The following is a 17199-nucleotide window of genomic DNA, read 5'->3' as shown; positions in this document are numbered from 1 at the left end:
ATCTCGGGTGTTGGGCCGGGTGGGTCGTTGGTGTGGTCCGTTGTGCCGAACTGGAGGTGTGGGGGCATTTTCTGAGTCGGTGTCGGCAAGGTCTAGGTTTCGACGTTTTTCTGCCCCACCCCGTCGAACCGGATCTTCCGAGAATGAGGAATCACTCATGGCTGACAGACGCGCAGACCGACCCGGCCAGCCCGCCCGACCTGCCCGGCGCGCGTGGTTCGTGGTGAGTGTGCTGGGTGCCTTCGTATTGACGGGGCTGCCGGTGGCCGCCGCGGCTGTCGCGCCGCCCACGCCGACTCCGCCTGTTCCGGCGCCACAGCCGTCCGCGGCACCGGCGCCCCCGTCGGCCGCGCAGACGCTGGCCGCCGACAAGCCGCCGAGGGTTCTGCTGCGGGCGCTGCAGCGTGACTTGGGCCTGTCGGGCGAGCAGGCGCGGACCCGGTTGGTCAATGAGGCGGAGGCGGGGACGCGGGCGGGCCGTCTTCAGAACACCCTGGGCAAGAACTTCGCGGGTGCTTGGGTGCAGGGCACGACCTCCGCCAGCCTGGTGGTGGCGACCACGAATGCCGCGGATGTCGCTGCGATCAAGGCGGAAGGGGCGCAGGCCAAGGTCGTCAAGCATGGTCTGCAGGACCTTGAGGCGCTCACGGCGAAGCTGGATGCCGCCGCCGCGACGGGCGGCGGTCTTGATACGCCGGTGCGGTACGTCGATGTGCGGGCCAACAAGGCGACGGTGCAGGCGACGAGCAGCACTGCCGCCGACAAGCTGATCGCGGCGGCCGGCGTCGACCGGCGGCTCCTGGATGTCAGGGTGTCGGCCGACCGTCCGCGGGCGCTGCATGACGTTCGCGGCGGCGACGCGTACTACATCGACGAGAAGGCCCGCTGTTCGGTGGGGTTCTCGGTGACCAAGGGCGCCAAGCAGGGCTTCGCCAGCGCCGGGCACTGCGGCAAGCCGGGCGCCAAGACCACCGGCTTCAACAAGGTCGCCCAGGGCGCCTTCGAGGCGTCGGTCTTTCCGGGCAAGGACATGTCCTGGGTCGGCGTGAACGACCAGTGGACCGCCACACCTCGGGTGAAGAGCGAGGGAACGGCGGATGTTCAGGTCGCCGGTTCGGTGCAGGCCCTGGTGGGCGCGGCGATCTGCCGGTCCGGGTCGACCACCGGCTGGCACTGCGGGACCATCGAGCAGCACGGCACCAGCGTGAGTTACGCCGAGGGGGTCATCAAGGGGGTCACCCGCACCACGGTGTGTGCGGAGCCGGGCGATTCTGGCGGCTCCTACCTCTCCGGCGCCCAGGCCCAGGGCATCACTTCCGGGGGCAGCGGCGACTGCAAGGCCGGCGGGGTCACCTTCCACCAGCCGTTGAACCCGTTGCTCAACGAGTTCGGGCTCACCTTGAAGGCCGCCCCCGCCCAGCGCGACACCAGCACGCAGGAAGCATCGGGCAGTTGGGGCACGGGCAAGGTCTACCAGACCGGGGCACGAGTGACGTACGACGGTGTCACCTATGTGTGCCTGCAGCCCCACCAGGCACAGGGCGTATGGCAGCCCGCCCGCACGCCGGCCCTGTGGCAGCGCGCCTGACGGCCGCCGAAGTCCTCTGAGGGTCGGTCACTTGCGCCAGAACAGGTGGTGCGTCACGCCGCTCGGGCTGGCCCCGCCGCCGAGCCGGACGTCCGGACGATGGTGAGACTTGCCCGACCGGAGAGACTCATCGCTGCCGACTCAGTCCTGTGTGAGCAGTGCGTACGCGGTGGTGACGAACGTTTCGCGGGCGCGGTAGCGGCGGGTGCAGACGGCGGCCAGGGCCGTCGCGGTGTCAGGCCTGTAGCCCAGGAACGCTTGTTGGCCGAGGGTGGCCCCGCAGTGGAAGTAGAGGGGGCCGTGCGGGGAGGGGTGCTGGAACCAGGACATGGTGTGCGTGTGCCGGTGCCCCCAGCCGCGCCGCAGGACCGGGCGGCTCGCCCCCCGCAGGGCTGCGGCCAGGGGGTGGCCCGTCGGGTCGAGGTGGGCTTCGAGGAAGGTCAGCAGGTCGTGCGGGGTGGCGCGGATCGCGCCTGCCGCCTCGAAGCCGCCGATGGTCAGCGGGGGCGTGGGTGTGGTGCCGTCCTTGCGGTGGCCGGTGGCGTCCGTGTCCGGGCCGGCGGGGCGCAGTGCCGTGCCGTCCAACCGCAGTGGCCGCAGCACCTGTTGGGTGAGCAAGTCGTCCCAGGGGGTGGCGGTGGCGGCGGCCAAGGCGTGCCCGAGCGCGGCGACACCGAAGTTGGAGTAGTGCCAGCGGGTGCCGGGCCGCCGGAGCGGCCGGCGGCGTACGAAGGCGTCGATGACGTGCCGGTCCTGGTAGCCGGCGTAGGGCTGGGTGCGCCAGGTGGGCAGGGCCCGGGGGTAGAAGTCCAGGGGCAGGGAGGGCAGTCCGGAGGTGTGGGTGATCAGGTGGGCGAGGGTGATGGGGTCTGTGCCGGTGGCCCGCTCCGGAGCGAGGAAGGAAAGGGCCGGCTCGCCCGCGGAGAGAGCGCCGGATTGCGTCAGGTGCGCCAGCAGCAGAGCCGTGAACGTCTTGGAGGCCGAGCCGATCTCGTAACGCAGCCGGTCCCGGGGAACGGGGGGTGGCGGCTGCGTACCGCCGCAGCGCACCGTGCGGCGGCCTTCCCGGGACAGTGCGAGGACGACGTCGGGTGCTTCCACGGCGGCGATGGCGTCGTCCAGCTGTCGGCGTACCGTCTCGTCGGTTGTCACGCGGGTGCCGGGTGGGCCAGTTGCGTCAGGGCGCGGGAGGTGGCCAGGACGGAGGCGAAGGCGGCGACGAGCGTGGGGTGGTAGATGAGGTCGAAGAGCTCCTCGGGATCGCCCTGGGGGATGGTGCGCACAGCGGGCATCGCCCCGTCGGGCTGTTGGGCGGCGGCGAAACCCTCCCAGGCCCGCTCGTCCAGGGTGGGGCGGGGCAGGCAGGCGTCGACGACGAGGAGTTCGCCGAGGAGGTCCCAGCGTTGCAGGTCGAGCCAGTCGTCCAGCCAGACCGGCAGCCAGGTGGCGAGGTAATCGACGAGGGGGGCGGGGATGGTGTCGGGGGTCTTGCCCCAGTCGGTGAGGTGGAAGACCGTGTGGGTGATGTCGTAGGCGGTGTGCCCCTCCACGGTCCAGGGTTCGGGGGTACGGCCCAGCCATGTCCGGCCGATGACCTCGGCCTCCGGCGGCCGGGGCTCGAGCCCGCAGCGGCGTTGGAACGCGGAGAGCCCGAGGCGCCGCACGGGTGGCATCTCGCGGGCGGCGAAACTCTCGAGCCGCTGGTTGAGCTGGAACATCTGCTCGAAGGCGGGGTGGCTGTAGCCCAGCTCCTTGAACGGGAGGTAGACCTCGAAGGGAATGGGCGAGAGCGGCTCGATGCGCTGGCCGCGCACCAGCATCTGACCGCCGTCCAACGTATTGCGCCAGGCATGGTCGAGCAGTTGCCGTGCCAGCTGCGCCTCCCGGGACCCTGCCACGCCCTCACGGAACAGCACCGCGCAGATGAGTGCCAGTTCGCCGATCGGCTTGAAGCGCTCCAGGAAGCCCACTTCCGGGTCCACGTCCGGTTCCAGGCGAAACCCGTCGCGGTGGGCGTGCAGCCATTCCAGGGCGCGGCTGCCGACGGTGTGCATGAGGCGGGTGCTGGTCATGTCGACACTCCTCGTCCCCTCTGTCCGTCCTGTTCCCGGTGCGCGGTCCTGCCCCGGTGCGCGGTCCTGCCCTGGTGAGCGTGCAGTGCGCCGGCGGTCAGGACGGCGGCGAAGGCGGTCATCAGAGTCGAGTGGTAGCAACCGATGAAGTCGTCCCTGGGCGTCTGCCCGCCCCGACCGTCCCGCCCCGAGCCGACCTCAGGAACGGCGCCGGACGCGGCCTGCGCGCGGGCGAGTCGCGTCCAGGCGTCTCGCAGCATCGTGCGGTCGGGCGGGCCGGGCAGGCTGCCGGCCACGGCAAGCAGCTCACAGCTCAGGTCCCACCGCTCGTCCTCCAGGCAGGTGTCGAGCCACGGCGGAAGCCACTGCGACAGGTAGTCGGCGACCTGCGGGGGAACGTGGTGCGGCGCGGCGCCCCAGTCGGTGAGGTGGAAAATCACATGGGTGAGCGTGTAACCGGCGTCCCCTTCGAACATCCAGGGTTCCGGCAGTCCGCCCAGCCAGGTGCGCTCGAGCGCCCGCTCCATGCCCTGGTGCGGCCGCATGCCGCTGTGGCGTTCGGAGTTCAGGATGCCCAGACGCCGGTTGGGCTGCTGCTCGGTCATCTGCCACGAGCGGGTGCGGGCCACCGTCGCGGCGGCCTGCTCGAAGCCGTCGTGGCGCAGCCCGGCCGAAGCGAACGCCGAGTAGATCTCCAAGGGGTACGTCGCGAAGGGCTCCAGGCGCTGCAACCGGCGCAGGAGCTCGCCCTGCCCGGTCTGCCGCCAGGCGAAGGTCAGCAGGTCACTCGCCCTCTGGTGCAGGGGCGTGGACGGTTCGGTGTGCCGGCGGACCGTGACGCACACGTGCGCCAGCTCGCCGATCGGTTTCCAGGTGAAGTTCACGTTGCCGGACTCGGCCAGGGCGTCATCCCCGAGCGCGAAGTCGTCGCGGTGCTCGCACACCCAGGCCAGCGCCGCATCGGCGACCCCCCGGACGTCGCCCGCCCTCACCCCGGCACTCCGGCCCGTATCAGCTGCGCCGCCTCCACCTGCAGCACTACGCGGGGGTCCTCGCCGCCCATCTGCGCCACGAACTCGAGACCGGTCTCCAGACCGAGCGTCTGCGGCACTCCGTCGAGCATGACCAGCCAGCGGCCGGCCCCCGCGGCTTGCAGCCAGTCGCGGCGGCGGACCGCACGGACGAAGCCCCGGGCGACATCCACGGGACGGGCGCGGGCCACCCGGGCCACCGCGCAGTCGACGCCGGGCACCGCGAGGGGCGCAAGCACGGCGAGTTGATGGGTCAGCAGCTGCCACGGGGCGTCCTCCAGCCAGGCCGCCCGAGGCTCTGTTCCATCATGGTCCGGTGCCCCGTCGAGGGACGTGTTCAGCCCCGCCAGCGTTCGCCGCATGGCCCAGTGGCTCCACACCGACGTGGGCGAGGCATCGGCGGGGGGCGGATACGCGTGCACCGCCTTGCTGAACACGGCGAGATCGTCGGGTTCGAGCGGTGTGCGCCGCAGGACACCCGGCAGAACGGCATCGGCACCCACCACCCGTACGGCGGCGAGAGCGAGTCCGTTTCCGGCAGCCGGCCCATCGGGACCGGTGATGGTGCCGGCCAACCGGAAACGGCCCCCGCTCCGAAGAGCGGAGACCAGTTCCGATGTGAGGCCCTGCACCGCGCCTGCCAGAGGCGTCGTAGTGCCTGACTCCTCCATACCAGTGCCCCGTCAGCCCTTCTTGGGCCGAGGTGTCGGAGGTGACAACAGCAGGGAGATCGTCCCGCCTGTCAGGGCCAGCGCCGCACATTCGCGGCTGTCGCGGTAGGATCCGTCGGCCTCGACCGGATCGAGAGCTGCCTCAACGTCCAGAGTTTCAGCCACGTCCTGATCCGTGAATTCGGTGGAAGCCATGCCTCTACCTCTTCCATCATAGAACACTGGGTTTCGCCACGTATTGCCAGCGCGTTTCCCGCCCGCACTGCCAGATCGTGGAAACTCAGCGCATTTCTTTCCTTTACCTCACACGCATTAGATAAATGCGTGACCGAGGCAAGGCCTTGCATGCCGCACGCCTCTGAACCGTTCTCTTCGAGGCGCCCTAATAAGCCTAGACGAACAAGCATGGGGCGGCATCCGCAGCCGATATTGCATACGCGAACTATCGCGATCCGCGCGGAGTTTGCCGACCAAGAAGTCCCGCTCGACGCCGCGCCCGGATCAGCGACCGGTCGCCGCCTCGGGCGTGGCGACCGCTGCGCCAACTCCCCGCCCGTTTCTCCTTGTTGAGGACAAAGTATGGACGCTGCGAGGCATGCTTCGTACGCTTGGCGTCGCTCTCGTACAGAACTCTGCGCACCGCGCGGCGTCATGCCGCGGCTCGCACCACCCGCATGTGCATCAACTCCCTCCGCGGACACGGGCTCCGGCGGCCCGGGCCGCCTCACAGCGCCCAGCAGGAGACCGAGTGACGCCACACGAGCACCCCCCGCGCCCCCGCCGTATCCGCCCCCGTACGCGGCTGAGACCGCGAAGAGCCGCCGGGATTCTCCTGGGGCTGCTGATGGCCGGCGGCGTACTCACCGCGCCGGCCGTCGGCGCCGAGGACAAGGACACGGACAAGCCCTTCGCCGACCTGCCCCCACAGGAACCCGGGGTCACGCTGCGGGTGTTCGACGTCCAGTCCCCGCTGAGCAAGCTCTGCGACCTCAAACCCGCCCAGACCCCCAACGTCGACAAGCTGATCCCCACCGTCGACTGGTCCTCCACTGAGGGGTTCGGGTTCAGCGACAACTTCGTGTCGCAGATCATCGGCAACATCAACGTGCCCGCGGATGGCGCGTACGCCTTCCGCCTGATCAGCGACGACGGTTCGCGCCTGTTCATCGGCGACAAGAAGGTCGTCGACCACGACGGGCTGCACGGCGCCGAGCCCAAGGACGGCGAGATCACCCTCACGCCGGGCTATCACCCGCTGCGCGTCGACCACTTCGACCGGAGCAACGACCAGCAGGTCACCCTGCAGTGGAAGCCGCCCGGCGCCGACGCCTTCACCCTCGTACCGAACTCCGTGCTCAGTACGGACGCCGACGTGGTGCGGGTGACCGCGCCGGGCCGCAAGGAGTGCGAGGGCAGCTACGACACCCCGGGCGACGGCCTCCCCCTGACGGCGGTCAACCCCGGCTACACGCTGACCGATCTGCGTCCCAAGGGCTTCGAGCCGCAGGTCTCCGCGATGGACTGGCTGCCCGACGGCCGCCTCGCCGTGACCACCTGGGGCGGCAGCGAGGAGACCAAGGGCGCGGTATACGTCCTGGACAACGTCACCGGCGACACCGGACCGGACAAGGTCACCTTCGAGAAGATCGCCGACGGGCTCAAGGAGCCGATGGGCGTCAAGTACGTGGACGGGAAGCTGTACGTCTCGGAGAAGCACCAGCTGACCGAACTCGCCGACCTGGAGGGCGACAACGACGCGAGCGAGCGGCGGAAGATCGCCGAGTGGCCCTACGGCGGGAACTTCCACGAATTCGCCTTCGGACTGCTCTACGACAAGGGCGACTTCTATCTGAACCTGTCCGTCGCCATCAACTACGGCGGCGCGACGACCGATCCGCAGCCCGCTCCCAACCGCGGCACCACGATCAAGGTGAACAAGAACACCGGGAAGGTCAGCTATCTCGCCGGCGGCCTGCGCACCCCCAACGGCATCGGCCGCGGCCCCGGTGATGAGCTGTTCGTCACGGATAACCAGGGCGGCTGGCTGCCCGCATCGAAGCTGATGCACGTCAAGCAGGACCGGTTCTTCAATCACTACACGAACCCGGACGGCCCGTTCGACGACAACAGCGTCACCAAGCCGGTGCTGTGGCTGCCGCAGAACGAGATAGCCAACTCCCCCAGCACCCCCATGACGGTCAAGAAGGGTACTTTCGCCGGGCAGTTGATGTTCGGTGACGTCACGTACGGCGGACTGCAGCGCGCCGACCTGGAGAAGGTCAACGGCGAGTTCCAGGGCGCGGTGTTCCGCCACACGCAGGGCCTGGAGTCCGGCATCACCCGTATCTCCACCGGTCCTGACGGGGCGATCTACACCGGCGGTCTCGGTGCGGACGGCAACTGGGGCCAGGAGGGCAAGCTCCGCTTCGGGCTGCAGAAGCTCACCCCGAACGGCAAGACCGCGTTCGACATCAAGACGATGCGCGCCACCTCCGACGGCTTCAAGCTCACCTACACCAAGCCGCTTTCGGACAAGACCGTCGAGAAGCTGACCAGCGGGGCCTACTCCGTCGAGCAGTGGCGTTACGCCCCCACCCCCGCCTATGGCGGCCCCAAGGCCGACGAGGAGGCCCTGACCGTCACGAAGGCCGCCATCTCCGATGACCGGCGCACCGTCCAGCTCACCATCCCGGGACTCAAGAGCGACCGCGTGGTGCACGTACGCTCACCGCGTCCGTTCTCCTCGGCCGACGACGAGCAGCTGTGGTCCACCGAGGCCTGGTACACGCTGAACGCACGCCCCGGCCACACCGACCCGGTCACTTCCTACGACGCCGAGTCGGCGCGGCTGTCCGGGGGTGCGGGCATCGACACCGAGCACGCCGGATTCACCGGCAGCGGCTTCGTCGACGGCTTCGGCGAACCCGGCGCCACGGCCACGTTCGACGTCCACGCCCCGGCCAAGGGCACGTACGCGGTGGACCTCCGCTACGCCAACGGCCCCCACCCCGCCCCCGGCACCAAGACCCTCGGCGTGAGTGTGAACGGCGGGTCCGCGCGCCAGACGCAGCTGCCCTCCACCGAGACGTGGAAACGCTGGTCGACCAAGACCGAGAAGCTCGCCCTGCGCAAGGGCCGCAACACCATCACGTATTCCTACCGGCCCGAGGACACCGGTCATGTCAACCTCGACATGATCGAAGTACGCCGCCCCGACAGCCGCATCGACCTCTTCTCCGGCGGCAGCACCGCCGCCTGGCAGCACTCGGACGGCAGCAGCCCTCAATGGCCCCACACCGCGGACCAATCCGTCGAGGTGTGCTGCGGCGACATCCGCACCAAACAAGCCTTCAACGACTTCACACTGCACGCCGAATTCCGAGTGCCCAAGCTCCCGGACGACGTGACCGGACAGGACCGCGGCAACAGCGGCATCTATCTCCAGGAACGCTACGAGGTCCAGATCCTGGACTCGTACGGAGTGGAGAAACTCGCCGCGAACGAGGCCGCCTCCATCTACACCAAGAAAGCGGCCGACGAGAACGCCTCCACGGCGCCCGAAACCTGGCAGACCTACGACATCACCTTCAAAGCGGCCCGCTTCGACGCGGACGGCAAGAAGACCGCCGACGCGCGTATCACCGTCGTGTGGAACGGCAAGAAGGTCCACGACAATGTGGCCGTCGACGGTCCCACGGGAGCAGGGGATGCCGAATCCGCTGCCGCGGGGGCCATCCGGCTCCAGGACCACGGCAACAAGGTCCGCTTCCGCAACGTCTGGATCGAGCCCACCGACTGATCCCCTGAACCATCGCAAATCCGCCGGGCCCGCCCACCACCACGAGGGCGGGCCCGGCTTCGTCCGTACCCGGTGGCCATTTGCAAAATGCGGCGAACGGAGTTATCCCGAAGATACGGAGGATGCGGGAGAGACGAGGGTGAACGAGGTGCGGTACGTCGACCGTGTGGACGCGGGGCGCCGCCTCGGCGACGCCGTGCGACACCTGCGGGAGGAAAGACCCGTCGTCCTCGGTCTCCCCAGGGGTGGCGTGCCGGTGGCCTTCGAGGTGGCCCGGCAGCTGAGCGCTCCGCTCGATGTGATCGTGGTCCGCAAGCTCGGCGCGCCCCACCGGCCCGAAGTGGGGTTCGGCGCCATCGGCGAGGGCGGTGTCCGGGTCATCAGTGACGACATCGTGCGCCACTTCGGGATCAGCGCGGCGGAGCGCGCGCGGGTCGAGCACGACGAAGAGCGTGAACTGCTGCGGAGGCTGCGGCGCTATCGCGAGGGTCGCCCGCGGGTGGCGGTCGAGGGCCGCACGGTGATCGTGGTGGACGACGGGATCGCGACCGGCGCCACGGCCGCGGCCGCCTGCCGGGTCGCGCGGGCGCAGGGCGCGGTTCGCGTGGTGCTCGCCGTGCCGACGGCGCCGGCGGACGTGGTGGCCCGGTTGCGTGCCGTGGCCGACGACGTGGTGTGCCTGTCCACGCCGGCCCGCTTCGGCTCCGTCGGCGAGTGGTATCAGGACTTCACGCAAACCACCGATGAGGAAGTGGTCACCCGCCTGGCACAGGCGGCGGAGGCCGCTTCTGGCCGTTGAAGACATCGGCGCCCCACCGCCACCGCACGAAGGACGGTGACGGAGGGGCGCCGGCGGGTGGTTCGCCTCAGGTACCGCAGTTGCCCGACGTGGGCTCACCGGCGAAGCGTCGGCCCAGCCACTCAAGTGCCGGGCCGTTGCCCTGAATTGCCGTCCCCACATGGGACTGCCCGGGGAAGGACTGCCACTCCACGGCGTTCCCCTTCGCGCACCAGTCGGCCCGCAGCTTCTGCCCGACCGCGTAGGGGATCGTCTCGTCCGCGTCCCCGTGGTACACGAACGTCGGCGCCGACGTCCGCTTGGTGCCGATCAGTTGCTTGGCGATGGCCCGCTGCCATTCCGGCCGGTCCAGCGGGTTGGACGTGGTGACGTCCTCGATCGTCTTGCCACGCCCTGCCTCCAGGACCGTGCCGACGCACTCGTTGCGCACCACTTCGGCGAGCTTGCGCCCCTCCTTGGTGAGGTACTTCTTGAGTCCCAGGGCCGGGTTGGCCGCGTTCTGACCGACGGCGGACATCAGCAGATAGCCGGCGCTGTCCCCACCCTCCAGTGACTCGGCGACCTTGGCGAGATCCGCGGGGACGCCGCCGCTCGCCGTTCCCTTGACCTTCAGCTCGGGGGCGTAGGTCCCGGCCATCTCGGCGGCTTTCGCGCTGGCGCCGCCGCCCTGGGAGTAGCCCATGATGCCGACGGGCGCGTTCGCGGAGACGCCGAACTTCGCCGCTTCCGGGTGCCGCTGGGCCGCGCGTGCCGCGTCGAGGACGGCGCTGCCCTGAGCCTTGGCGACCATGTAGGTGTGGTCTCCGGGCGTCCCGAGGCCTTCGTAGTCGGTGACGGCGACCGCGTAGCCGCGTACCAGCGCGGCGTTGACGAGCGGCGCCTCGGCCGTCGTACCGCCCGGGAATCCGGCGGACGGCGCACACTTGTCGCCGAGGCCGACCGTGCCGACGGCGTACGTGATGAGCGGGCGGGGGGTGGTCCTGCCGTCGTCGGGGACGATCACGGTGCCGGAGACGGCGTTGGGCCGTCCGTTGGCGGAAGTGGACCGGTACGTGATCTTCCAGGCCTTGGTGGGGGTCGGTACGCCCGGGGTGTACTGGAACGAGGAAGGCTCCGAGCGGATGATCTTGCCGGGTGCGGTCTTCGCACCCGGGGCCGAGCGGGACGCGTTCGGAGCACCGTCCGGCGCGGTCGTGCTCTGCGCGGCGGCGGACCCCGGGAGTCCGAGCACCGCCACCGCGAGGACGGCACCCGCGGCCACCGGTCGTCTGCGTAAGGCTGACATCATGCAGCTCTCCCAACTCTCCTGTGGGCTAGGGGGGTTCGGCAGCACCGTACTGACCCGTCAGTAATACGGCCATAGATGTGCGGGGTCCGGCGTGAAGCCGACCACACGTCGGCGACTACCTCCGACGCGCGAGATGAACCGTGATGTCGGCGGAAATCTCCACCGTCGCCGGCAGAACCTGCACGATCCGTTTCAACACCTGAGCACGCTCCGCGGCAGGCAACACCAAATAGGCCGAGATGGTGGAGAGCTGGCCGACGTAGTCGTGAGCGCTCACCGTCAACCGCCTCCGCGTCATGGACTGTTGGACATCGGTGAAGAACTCGGAGCGTCGGAGCTCCGTACCCGGCCACTGCATGCACTGCTCGGGAGGAGTCCCGTCCGGGGACGGGACCTCGTCGCTGTCCAAGAACGGCGCTCGCACCGCGCGAACGGCTTCCTCCACAGCGGGATCGGCCAGGTGGATCGGCCCGCCGAACGAGGCGAAGACACCACCCGGCTCCAGCAGCGCGGCCACGCGTGACCACCGTGCCTCCGGTTTCGTCCAGTGCAGCGCAGCTGCCGCGTAGACCAGCCCGTACCGTTCGCCCGGTCGCAGGTCCTCGAACGCGGCGTGCACCGTCCGAACGCTTGACGGAACGTGCTTGCGCAGCTCGGCGAGCATGTCACCATCGGGCTCGGTCGCCGTGACCGCGATGCCCCGCCGGGCGAAGAGGCGGGTTGCCTTACCCGTGCCGGCGCCGATTTCCAGGGCAGTGCGGACCGGCTGACCCGCGTACTCGAGCACCGTGTCGAGCAGCGCCTCGGGGTAGCCCGGCCTAAACCGTTCGTACGCCTCCGCCATCGACCCGAAGCTCCGTGCGCGATCGGCCATGCCGCCCATCTAGCCGTGCTGCTCGGTGTAGTGCGCGCGGAGCAGGTCGGCGCCCCAGTCGTGGCGGATGTGCCGCCAGACCGAGTGGGCGTGGTTGCCGTCGTCCTGGGTGTTGTCGTACTCGATGAGGAAGTCCGGGGCCCGGACGCAGTAGTAGTGCCGGTCCCCGGGTGCGCGGCCACCGGCCCAGGAGAACGACAGAGCGTCCAGTCCTTGTGCCACGGTTTCGGACCAGCACTCCCGCGCATACGCAGCCGGAGCGCGGTCCAGGTAGCGGCGCACCAAGCGCTGAAGCAGCCGCTGTTCACCGGGCGTCATGTCTCCGTGGGTCAGGCCCGTCGGCAACAGATCCGGATCAGCGAAGGGGTCGTCGCGGGTCAAGATGTCGTCCGGCGGGGCATCGGCGAAGACCGCTTTGGCCCGCCGACCGACGTCAAGGTCCGTGACCAACTGCCGCGCCAGGTCCTCCTCCGGCCCCAGCAGCCTGCGTCCGGCCTGCGGACCGTCCGCGATGCGCGCCGGTTCCGCACCGATGAAGTGCGGCGTCACACGCATGCCTACCGGCGTGATCAGTACGTGTACGGCGAGGTGGTGGCCGTTCATCCGCCAGCCCCACGGGCCGCCGCCGTCCGGGTCGCCCGACAAACGCACCCAGTAGCGGTCGTCCCCCGTGGCGCCGGCCGCGGCGCGGCGGTACCGCTCCACTTCGATCGCCCCACGCGCCAGCTCGGCCCCCTCGACGCTGTGCGCCGCGGCCAGCACGGCATCGACGGCCTCGCGCTGCCGGGCGTCGAGGCCCTCGGTCGCCAACCCGGGGCGTGAGCCCGGCAGATACGTCCACTCCTGCCACTCGGGCGCGTCCAGGCGGTCGGGCCCCGCGCGCAGCACACGCACCTGCTCCGGTTCCAGCACGCGCAGCAGCGCACGCACCGCCTCCCGTACGGCCGCGGCCGTCGCCTCCCACTGCTGTCCGTCCACCGTTCCTCCTCCCCCACGGCGCCGGACACCGGCGCACCCACAAGGCGATGTCGATCCCCTGGGCCCCATGGTGCGCCATCCAGTGACGACGCGACGGAATCGGTGCCGCTTCCCGTGCGTCAGCTGCCGAAGGGGATGTCCGCGGGGGTGGCCATGCGGCGGGTGTCGGGGTGGGCCTTCACGTAGTCCGTGATGTACGAGAGCGACTCGCGCACCGCGCTGTCGTCGGCGCCGCAGCCCTTCGGGCCGTTGACGCCGTCCGGATAGCAGGACATCCGGTTGCCGTAGATCAGGCTGTCCACGGCGGCGCCCCCGTCGGCCGAGTCGAGCAGGGTGGCGGCACGGTCCTCGTCCCCCTTCCCCACCGTCCAGCCGACGGTCTGCGCGAGACTTCCGGCGTCCCGGGCGTTCCTGCCGGCCGCGAGTTCCTGGCGGATGGTGCCGAACTTCAGCGCCATGTTGAACAGGCCGTTGTCCATCACGCGCTGACGGCCGGGGACATCCGGCCCGTGCTCGGCGAAGCCGTCCCGGACTTGCGCGTAACTGCCGCTGAAGCTGACCGCTTCCTTGGAGTTCAGGTCGCCGAGGGCGTTCTTCCAGCCGCTGCCGCCCTCCGTGCCGTAGAAGCCGTAGAGCACCCGTATGCCCCTGCTCTCCAGCTTCTCGCGGGCCATGTCCCGCAGTTCGGCCACGGAGCAGTGGCGCCACTGGGGGTCGCTGCTGTCGCACCAGTCGGGGTTCTTCATGTCCAGCCAGACGAAGGAGACGTGACGCCCGCCGTCGTGTTCCTCGGCGACCTGGTCGAACATGGCCGACATGGTGTCGCCGGCGCTGGTGAGGGTGCCGTCGTGGTCGGCCCACCAGCCCTTGCGCCAGGCCGTGGCGTCGATCTCGAGCGCGTTGGCGCCGTTGGAGAGCGCCTTGGTCACTCCGCCCGTGGTCAGCACCCGGTGGGCGATGGCCCAGGTGGGCCGTTGCGCGGCGGCGCTCGGTGCGGTCTTGAAGGTCTCGTCCTTCGCTGCGGCCGTCGCCACTCCGGCGCCCAAGGTGGTGGCGGAGACGACCAGGGTGAGCGGGAGCAGCGTGGCGCGAAGCCGACGTGAGGCGGCCATGGGGACGGGTCCTCTCTGTTACGGGCTACGTGGTGCGGCAGCCCGGATGCCGTGCGGTGGCTGACTGTCGTACAGCCAGGCGGGCCGACTGCCCGCGACTCCAGCACCCTACGTCAAGTTACCCGCGAGTAGACATGGCCTCTCGACGAGTTCTAGGACCCGCTCGGGACGAAAAGCGCCACACACAGGGCGACGACGGCGCACAAGGCCCCCGCCATCGCCAGGAGGATCGCCTGGGCTTGCACGGCATCCGTGTCCTCGCCCTCCTGAGGGGCGCGGCTCATGTCCCACACTGCTTGGATCTGCACGGACAATCCGATGACCACTCCGAGCAGCACGATGGCGTCGGTCATTTCATTCTCATTCCTCCGGGGCACGTCAGCCGTACAGTGTGATGATCACCTGGCACCGCTTTCCCTCGGCGGTCAACGCGCCGCAGTGATGGAAAGTCGACGCGAGTGACGCCCTCGTCAGGCCCTCGTGACGACCACGGACGGGAACCCGCGAATCCGGGCTCGGCCCTGGCCCGGGGAGCACCGCAGCGCCCTCTCCACCTGCGCGTCCCCTCCCCCAAGTGCCCTTCACCGACCGGCCGATGGACAACTAATGTGTGTCCCGTGCCTGGTCGCCGGCCGCGCATTCCCCACCCTCTGAGGAGCACTCGCATGGACCAGCCACAGATCCTTGTCCTGGACGCCACCGGCAGCGACCGGCACGCCGAGGACGCCGCCCTGCGTGCGCGCGGCCCGGCCGCCCGCGTCGATGTCCTGGGCGTCGAGGCGTGGGCCGTGACCGATCCGGCCCTGCTCAAACAGCTCCTCACCGACCCGCGGGTATCCAAGGATCCCCGTCGGCACTGGCCGATATTCCCGGACAAGATCGTCGGCACCTGGCCGCTCGCGCTGTGGGTGGCCGTGGACAACATGTTCACCGCCTTCGGCGGCGACCACCGGCGGCTGCGCCGTCTGGTCAGCCCGGCGTTCACCGCGCGGCGTATCGCCGCCCTCCAGCCGCGTATCGAGGAGATATCCCACACGCTGCTCGACGAGTTCGCCGCCCTTCCCGCCGGAGAGCCCATCGACCTGCGCGACCGGTTCGCCTATCCGCTGCCGATCCGTGTCATCAGCGAACTCATGGGGCTGCCCGATCACCACCAGGCCCGGTTCCGCCGTACCGTCGACCGGGTTTTCGACACCACACTCGACCCCGATCAGGCCGCCACGAACACCCAGGAGTTGTACGTGATCCTGGCGGACCTGGTCGCGGCCAAGCGCGCCGAGCCCGGCGAGGACATGACCTCCGTACTCATCGCCACCCGGGACGACGACGGCTCAGCCCTGGCCGAACAGGAGCTCCTCGACACCCTCCTCCTCGTGATCAGTGCGGGCTACGAGACCACCGTCAACCTGCTGGACCAGGCCATCGCCGCGCTGCTCACCCACCCCGAACAGCTCGCCCTGGTCCGCGAGGGCAAGAGCGCGTGGACAGAGGTCGTCGAAGAGACGCTGCGCTACGAGGCCCCCGTCGCGCACCTGCCCATGCGGTTCGCGGTGGAGGACATTCCACTGGCACAGGGGCTCACGATCCGTCAGGGCGAGGCGATCCTCGCCTCCTACGCGGCCGCGGGCCGCCACCCCGACCTCCACGGGGCGAGCGCCGGCACCTTCGACCTGAGCCGAGCCAACAAGACCCATCTCGCGTTCGGACACGGCGTCCACGTCTGCCTCGGCGCCGCCCTGGCCCGGATGGAGGCGGAGACCGCGCTCCGGGCTCTGTTCACCCGCTTCCCGGACCTCGCCCTCGCCGTCCCCGCCTCCACACTGAGCCCCGCGGAGTCGTTCATCTCCAACGGGCACCGGGAACTGCCGGTCATCCTCCGCCCGGCCACAGGCAACTGACGCGCCCTCTCCTCCTCGCGGGCGCCTGGACGGCCTTCCGGACCGGCGCCCGCAGATGGGCCGATGGGCCGATACCACGCTCGCAGGGGCCGCGCGGGCCCCATGGCAGGGCGGCCTCCACGAGTAGGAGTGTTCCGTGCACGCTCGGGCGCGAATATGACAGGGTCGGGGAATGTTTCCCGACGACAACAAAATTGAACTCTCCCTGCTGGAACGGGTGGCCGTTGTCACGCTGCGCCACGAGATCGACATCCAGGACGCGAGCGGAGTCACCGCTGCCCTCCAGAGCGCCCGGACGCACCGTGGCGCCGACGCCACCCTGCTCGCCGTCGACGAACTCACCTTCGCCGACAGCACCCTGCTCGGCCTGATCCTGCACACCAGCGCCGAGCACGGGCAGGCACAACGCCCCTTCGTCCTGGCCGGCCCTTTCCACACGTCCGTGCAGCGCGTTCTCGAGATCACCGGCGCCGCCGACGTCCTGCCGCTGGCCGACACCCGCGAAGAGGGGCTGCAGCGACTGCGCGCGCTCCTCGACGCCACGACCGCCCCCAGCACCTGACTCTCCTGGTCTGCGCATCCGGTTCCCGCGGCGGACGACTCCACCCCGGGTGCAGGCATTCGGGGGAATCAGCGTGTCCGAAGTCTGCCTGGGGCGTTGACAGGCCGAGAGGCGCCAAAGAAGCGGGGTGCTCCGGCCGCGCGACGTCTGTTGAGGCTGGCTTGGCGCCTTCCTGTTGATCGAACCCTAGGAGAAAGAAGTATGTCTGCCATGAAGAAGACGATGAGCGTGGTGCTGGCCACCGGTGGTCTCGTGATGGGCGCCGCCGGTCTCGCTTCCGCGGACGCCGGTGCCCAGGGTGCTGCCGTGGGTTCGCCGGGCGTGCTCTCGGGCAACCAGGCCCAGGTCCCGGTCCACATCCCGGTCAACGTTTGCGGCAACACCGTCAACGTCATCGGCCTGCTCAACCCGGCCTTCGGCAACACCTGCGTCAACGCCTGACCGGTCGTAAAGCACCGTAGGAGCCACTGGCTCGACACGGTCCGAGCGAGCGTGCCACCGACCCTCCTTTTCGGTGGCACGCTCGC

At 69.8% G+C, this 17199-nt stretch carries 15 protein-coding genes and 1 pseudogene; 6 read left to right on the top strand and 10 right to left on the bottom strand.

Annotated elements, in window-relative coordinates; all coding sequences use genetic code 11:
• The first annotated feature begins 157 nt into the window (after nucleotides 1–157).
• A complete protein-coding gene (locus ACIBCK_RS21700; protein ID WP_399392519.1) occupies nucleotides 158–1588 on the top strand; it encodes a carbohydrate-binding protein in 1431 nt (476 codons plus the stop codon).
• 141 nt (nucleotides 1589–1729) lie between these two features.
• On the opposite strand, the gene ACIBCK_RS21695 is transcribed toward ACIBCK_RS21700, so the two are convergent.
• The 5 genes from ACIBCK_RS21695 to ACIBCK_RS21675 are packed head-to-tail and all read right to left on the bottom strand — an operon-like array spanning nucleotide 1730 to nucleotide 5557.
• Nucleotides 1730–2740, bottom strand: coding sequence for a serine hydrolase domain-containing protein (locus ACIBCK_RS21695; protein ID WP_399392517.1), 1011 nt, complete (start codon nucleotides 2738–2740; stop codon nucleotides 1730–1732).
• Nucleotides 2737–3660, bottom strand: coding sequence for a DUF6895 family protein (locus tag ACIBCK_RS21690; RefSeq protein ID WP_399392515.1), 924 nt, complete (start codon nucleotides 3658–3660; stop codon nucleotides 2737–2739). Before ACIBCK_RS21690 ends, ACIBCK_RS21695 begins: the two co-directional genes overlap by 4 nt.
• The gene (locus ACIBCK_RS21685; protein ID WP_399392513.1) at nucleotides 3657–4652 is read right to left on the bottom strand and encodes a DUF6895 family protein; all 996 of its coding nucleotides are present in this window, start codon (nucleotides 4650–4652) and stop codon (nucleotides 3657–3659) included. Before ACIBCK_RS21685 ends, ACIBCK_RS21690 begins: the two co-directional genes overlap by 4 nt.
• Nucleotides 4649–5362, bottom strand: coding sequence for a hypothetical protein (locus ACIBCK_RS21680; RefSeq protein WP_399392511.1), 714 nt, complete (start codon nucleotides 5360–5362; stop codon nucleotides 4649–4651). The genes ACIBCK_RS21685 and ACIBCK_RS21680 overlap by 4 nt, the downstream gene beginning before the upstream one ends.
• Before the next feature lie 12 nt (nucleotides 5363–5374).
• Nucleotides 5375–5557 carry a hypothetical protein gene (locus tag ACIBCK_RS21675; protein WP_399392509.1) on the bottom strand — a complete coding sequence of 61 codons (183 nt, stop codon included), beginning with the start codon at nucleotides 5555–5557 and terminating at the stop codon, nucleotides 5375–5377.
• A 649-nt stretch (nucleotides 5558–6206) separates the two neighbouring features.
• Between ACIBCK_RS21675 and ACIBCK_RS21670 the strand changes: the two genes are divergently transcribed.
• A complete protein-coding gene (locus ACIBCK_RS21670; RefSeq protein WP_399392507.1) occupies nucleotides 6207–9161 on the top strand; it encodes a family 16 glycoside hydrolase in 2955 nt (984 codons plus the stop codon).
• A gap of 148 nt (nucleotides 9162–9309) precedes the next feature.
• A pseudogene (locus ACIBCK_RS21665) lies at nucleotides 9310–9945 on the top strand (phosphoribosyltransferase); the annotation flags it as partial.
• 82 nt (nucleotides 9946–10027) lie between these two features.
• Here ACIBCK_RS21665 and ACIBCK_RS21660 read toward each other — a convergent pair.
• The 5 genes from ACIBCK_RS21660 to ACIBCK_RS21640 all read right to left on the bottom strand — a co-directional run bounded on the left by ACIBCK_RS21660 (nucleotide 10028) and on the right by ACIBCK_RS21640 (nucleotide 14565).
• On the bottom strand, nucleotides 10028–11248 hold the full coding sequence (locus ACIBCK_RS21660; RefSeq protein WP_399392505.1) for a lipase family protein: 1221 nt from the start codon (nucleotides 11246–11248) through the stop codon (nucleotides 10028–10030).
• Nucleotides 11249–11363: 115 nt separating this feature from the next.
• Nucleotides 11364–12131, bottom strand: coding sequence for a class I SAM-dependent methyltransferase (locus ACIBCK_RS21655; protein ID WP_399392503.1), 768 nt, complete (start codon nucleotides 12129–12131; stop codon nucleotides 11364–11366).
• The gene (locus tag ACIBCK_RS21650; protein WP_399392501.1) at nucleotides 12132–13100 is read right to left on the bottom strand and encodes a DUF3500 domain-containing protein; all 969 of its coding nucleotides are present in this window, start codon (nucleotides 13098–13100) and stop codon (nucleotides 12132–12134) included.
• A gap of 119 nt (nucleotides 13101–13219) precedes the next feature.
• Nucleotides 13220–14212, bottom strand: a complete 993-nt coding sequence (locus ACIBCK_RS21645; RefSeq protein WP_399392499.1) for a phospholipase — start codon at nucleotides 14210–14212, stop codon at nucleotides 13220–13222.
• A gap of 152 nt (nucleotides 14213–14364) precedes the next feature.
• Nucleotides 14365–14565 carry a hypothetical protein gene (locus ACIBCK_RS21640; protein ID WP_399392497.1) on the bottom strand — a complete coding sequence of 67 codons (201 nt, stop codon included), beginning with the start codon at nucleotides 14563–14565 and terminating at the stop codon, nucleotides 14365–14367.
• A gap of 312 nt (nucleotides 14566–14877) precedes the next feature.
• On the opposite strand from ACIBCK_RS21640, the gene ACIBCK_RS21635 reads away from it, so the two are divergent.
• The 3 genes from ACIBCK_RS21635 to ACIBCK_RS21625 all read left to right on the top strand — a co-directional run bounded on the left by ACIBCK_RS21635 (nucleotide 14878) and on the right by ACIBCK_RS21625 (nucleotide 17113).
• On the top strand, nucleotides 14878–16110 hold the full coding sequence (locus tag ACIBCK_RS21635) for a cytochrome P450 (RefSeq protein WP_399392496.1): 1233 nt from the start codon (nucleotides 14878–14880) through the stop codon (nucleotides 16108–16110).
• Nucleotides 16111–16282: 172 nt separating this feature from the next.
• Complete coding sequence (locus ACIBCK_RS21630) at nucleotides 16283–16672, top strand: STAS domain-containing protein (protein WP_399392494.1); 390 nt, start codon at nucleotides 16283–16285, stop codon at nucleotides 16670–16672.
• Between the two features lie 210 nt (nucleotides 16673–16882).
• Nucleotides 16883–17113, top strand: a complete 231-nt coding sequence (locus ACIBCK_RS21625; protein ID WP_399393115.1) for a chaplin — start codon at nucleotides 16883–16885, stop codon at nucleotides 17111–17113.
• The last annotated feature ends 86 nt before the right edge of the window (nucleotides 17114–17199 follow it).

This window comes from Streptomyces sp. NPDC051218 (assembly GCF_044455475.1).
In the GTDB taxonomy this organism is placed as follows: Bacteria; Actinomycetota; Actinomycetes; order Streptomycetales; family Streptomycetaceae; genus Streptomyces.
The sequence above is the reverse complement of the archived record's forward strand: the minus strand, read 5'-3'. Positions and strand labels throughout refer to the sequence as shown.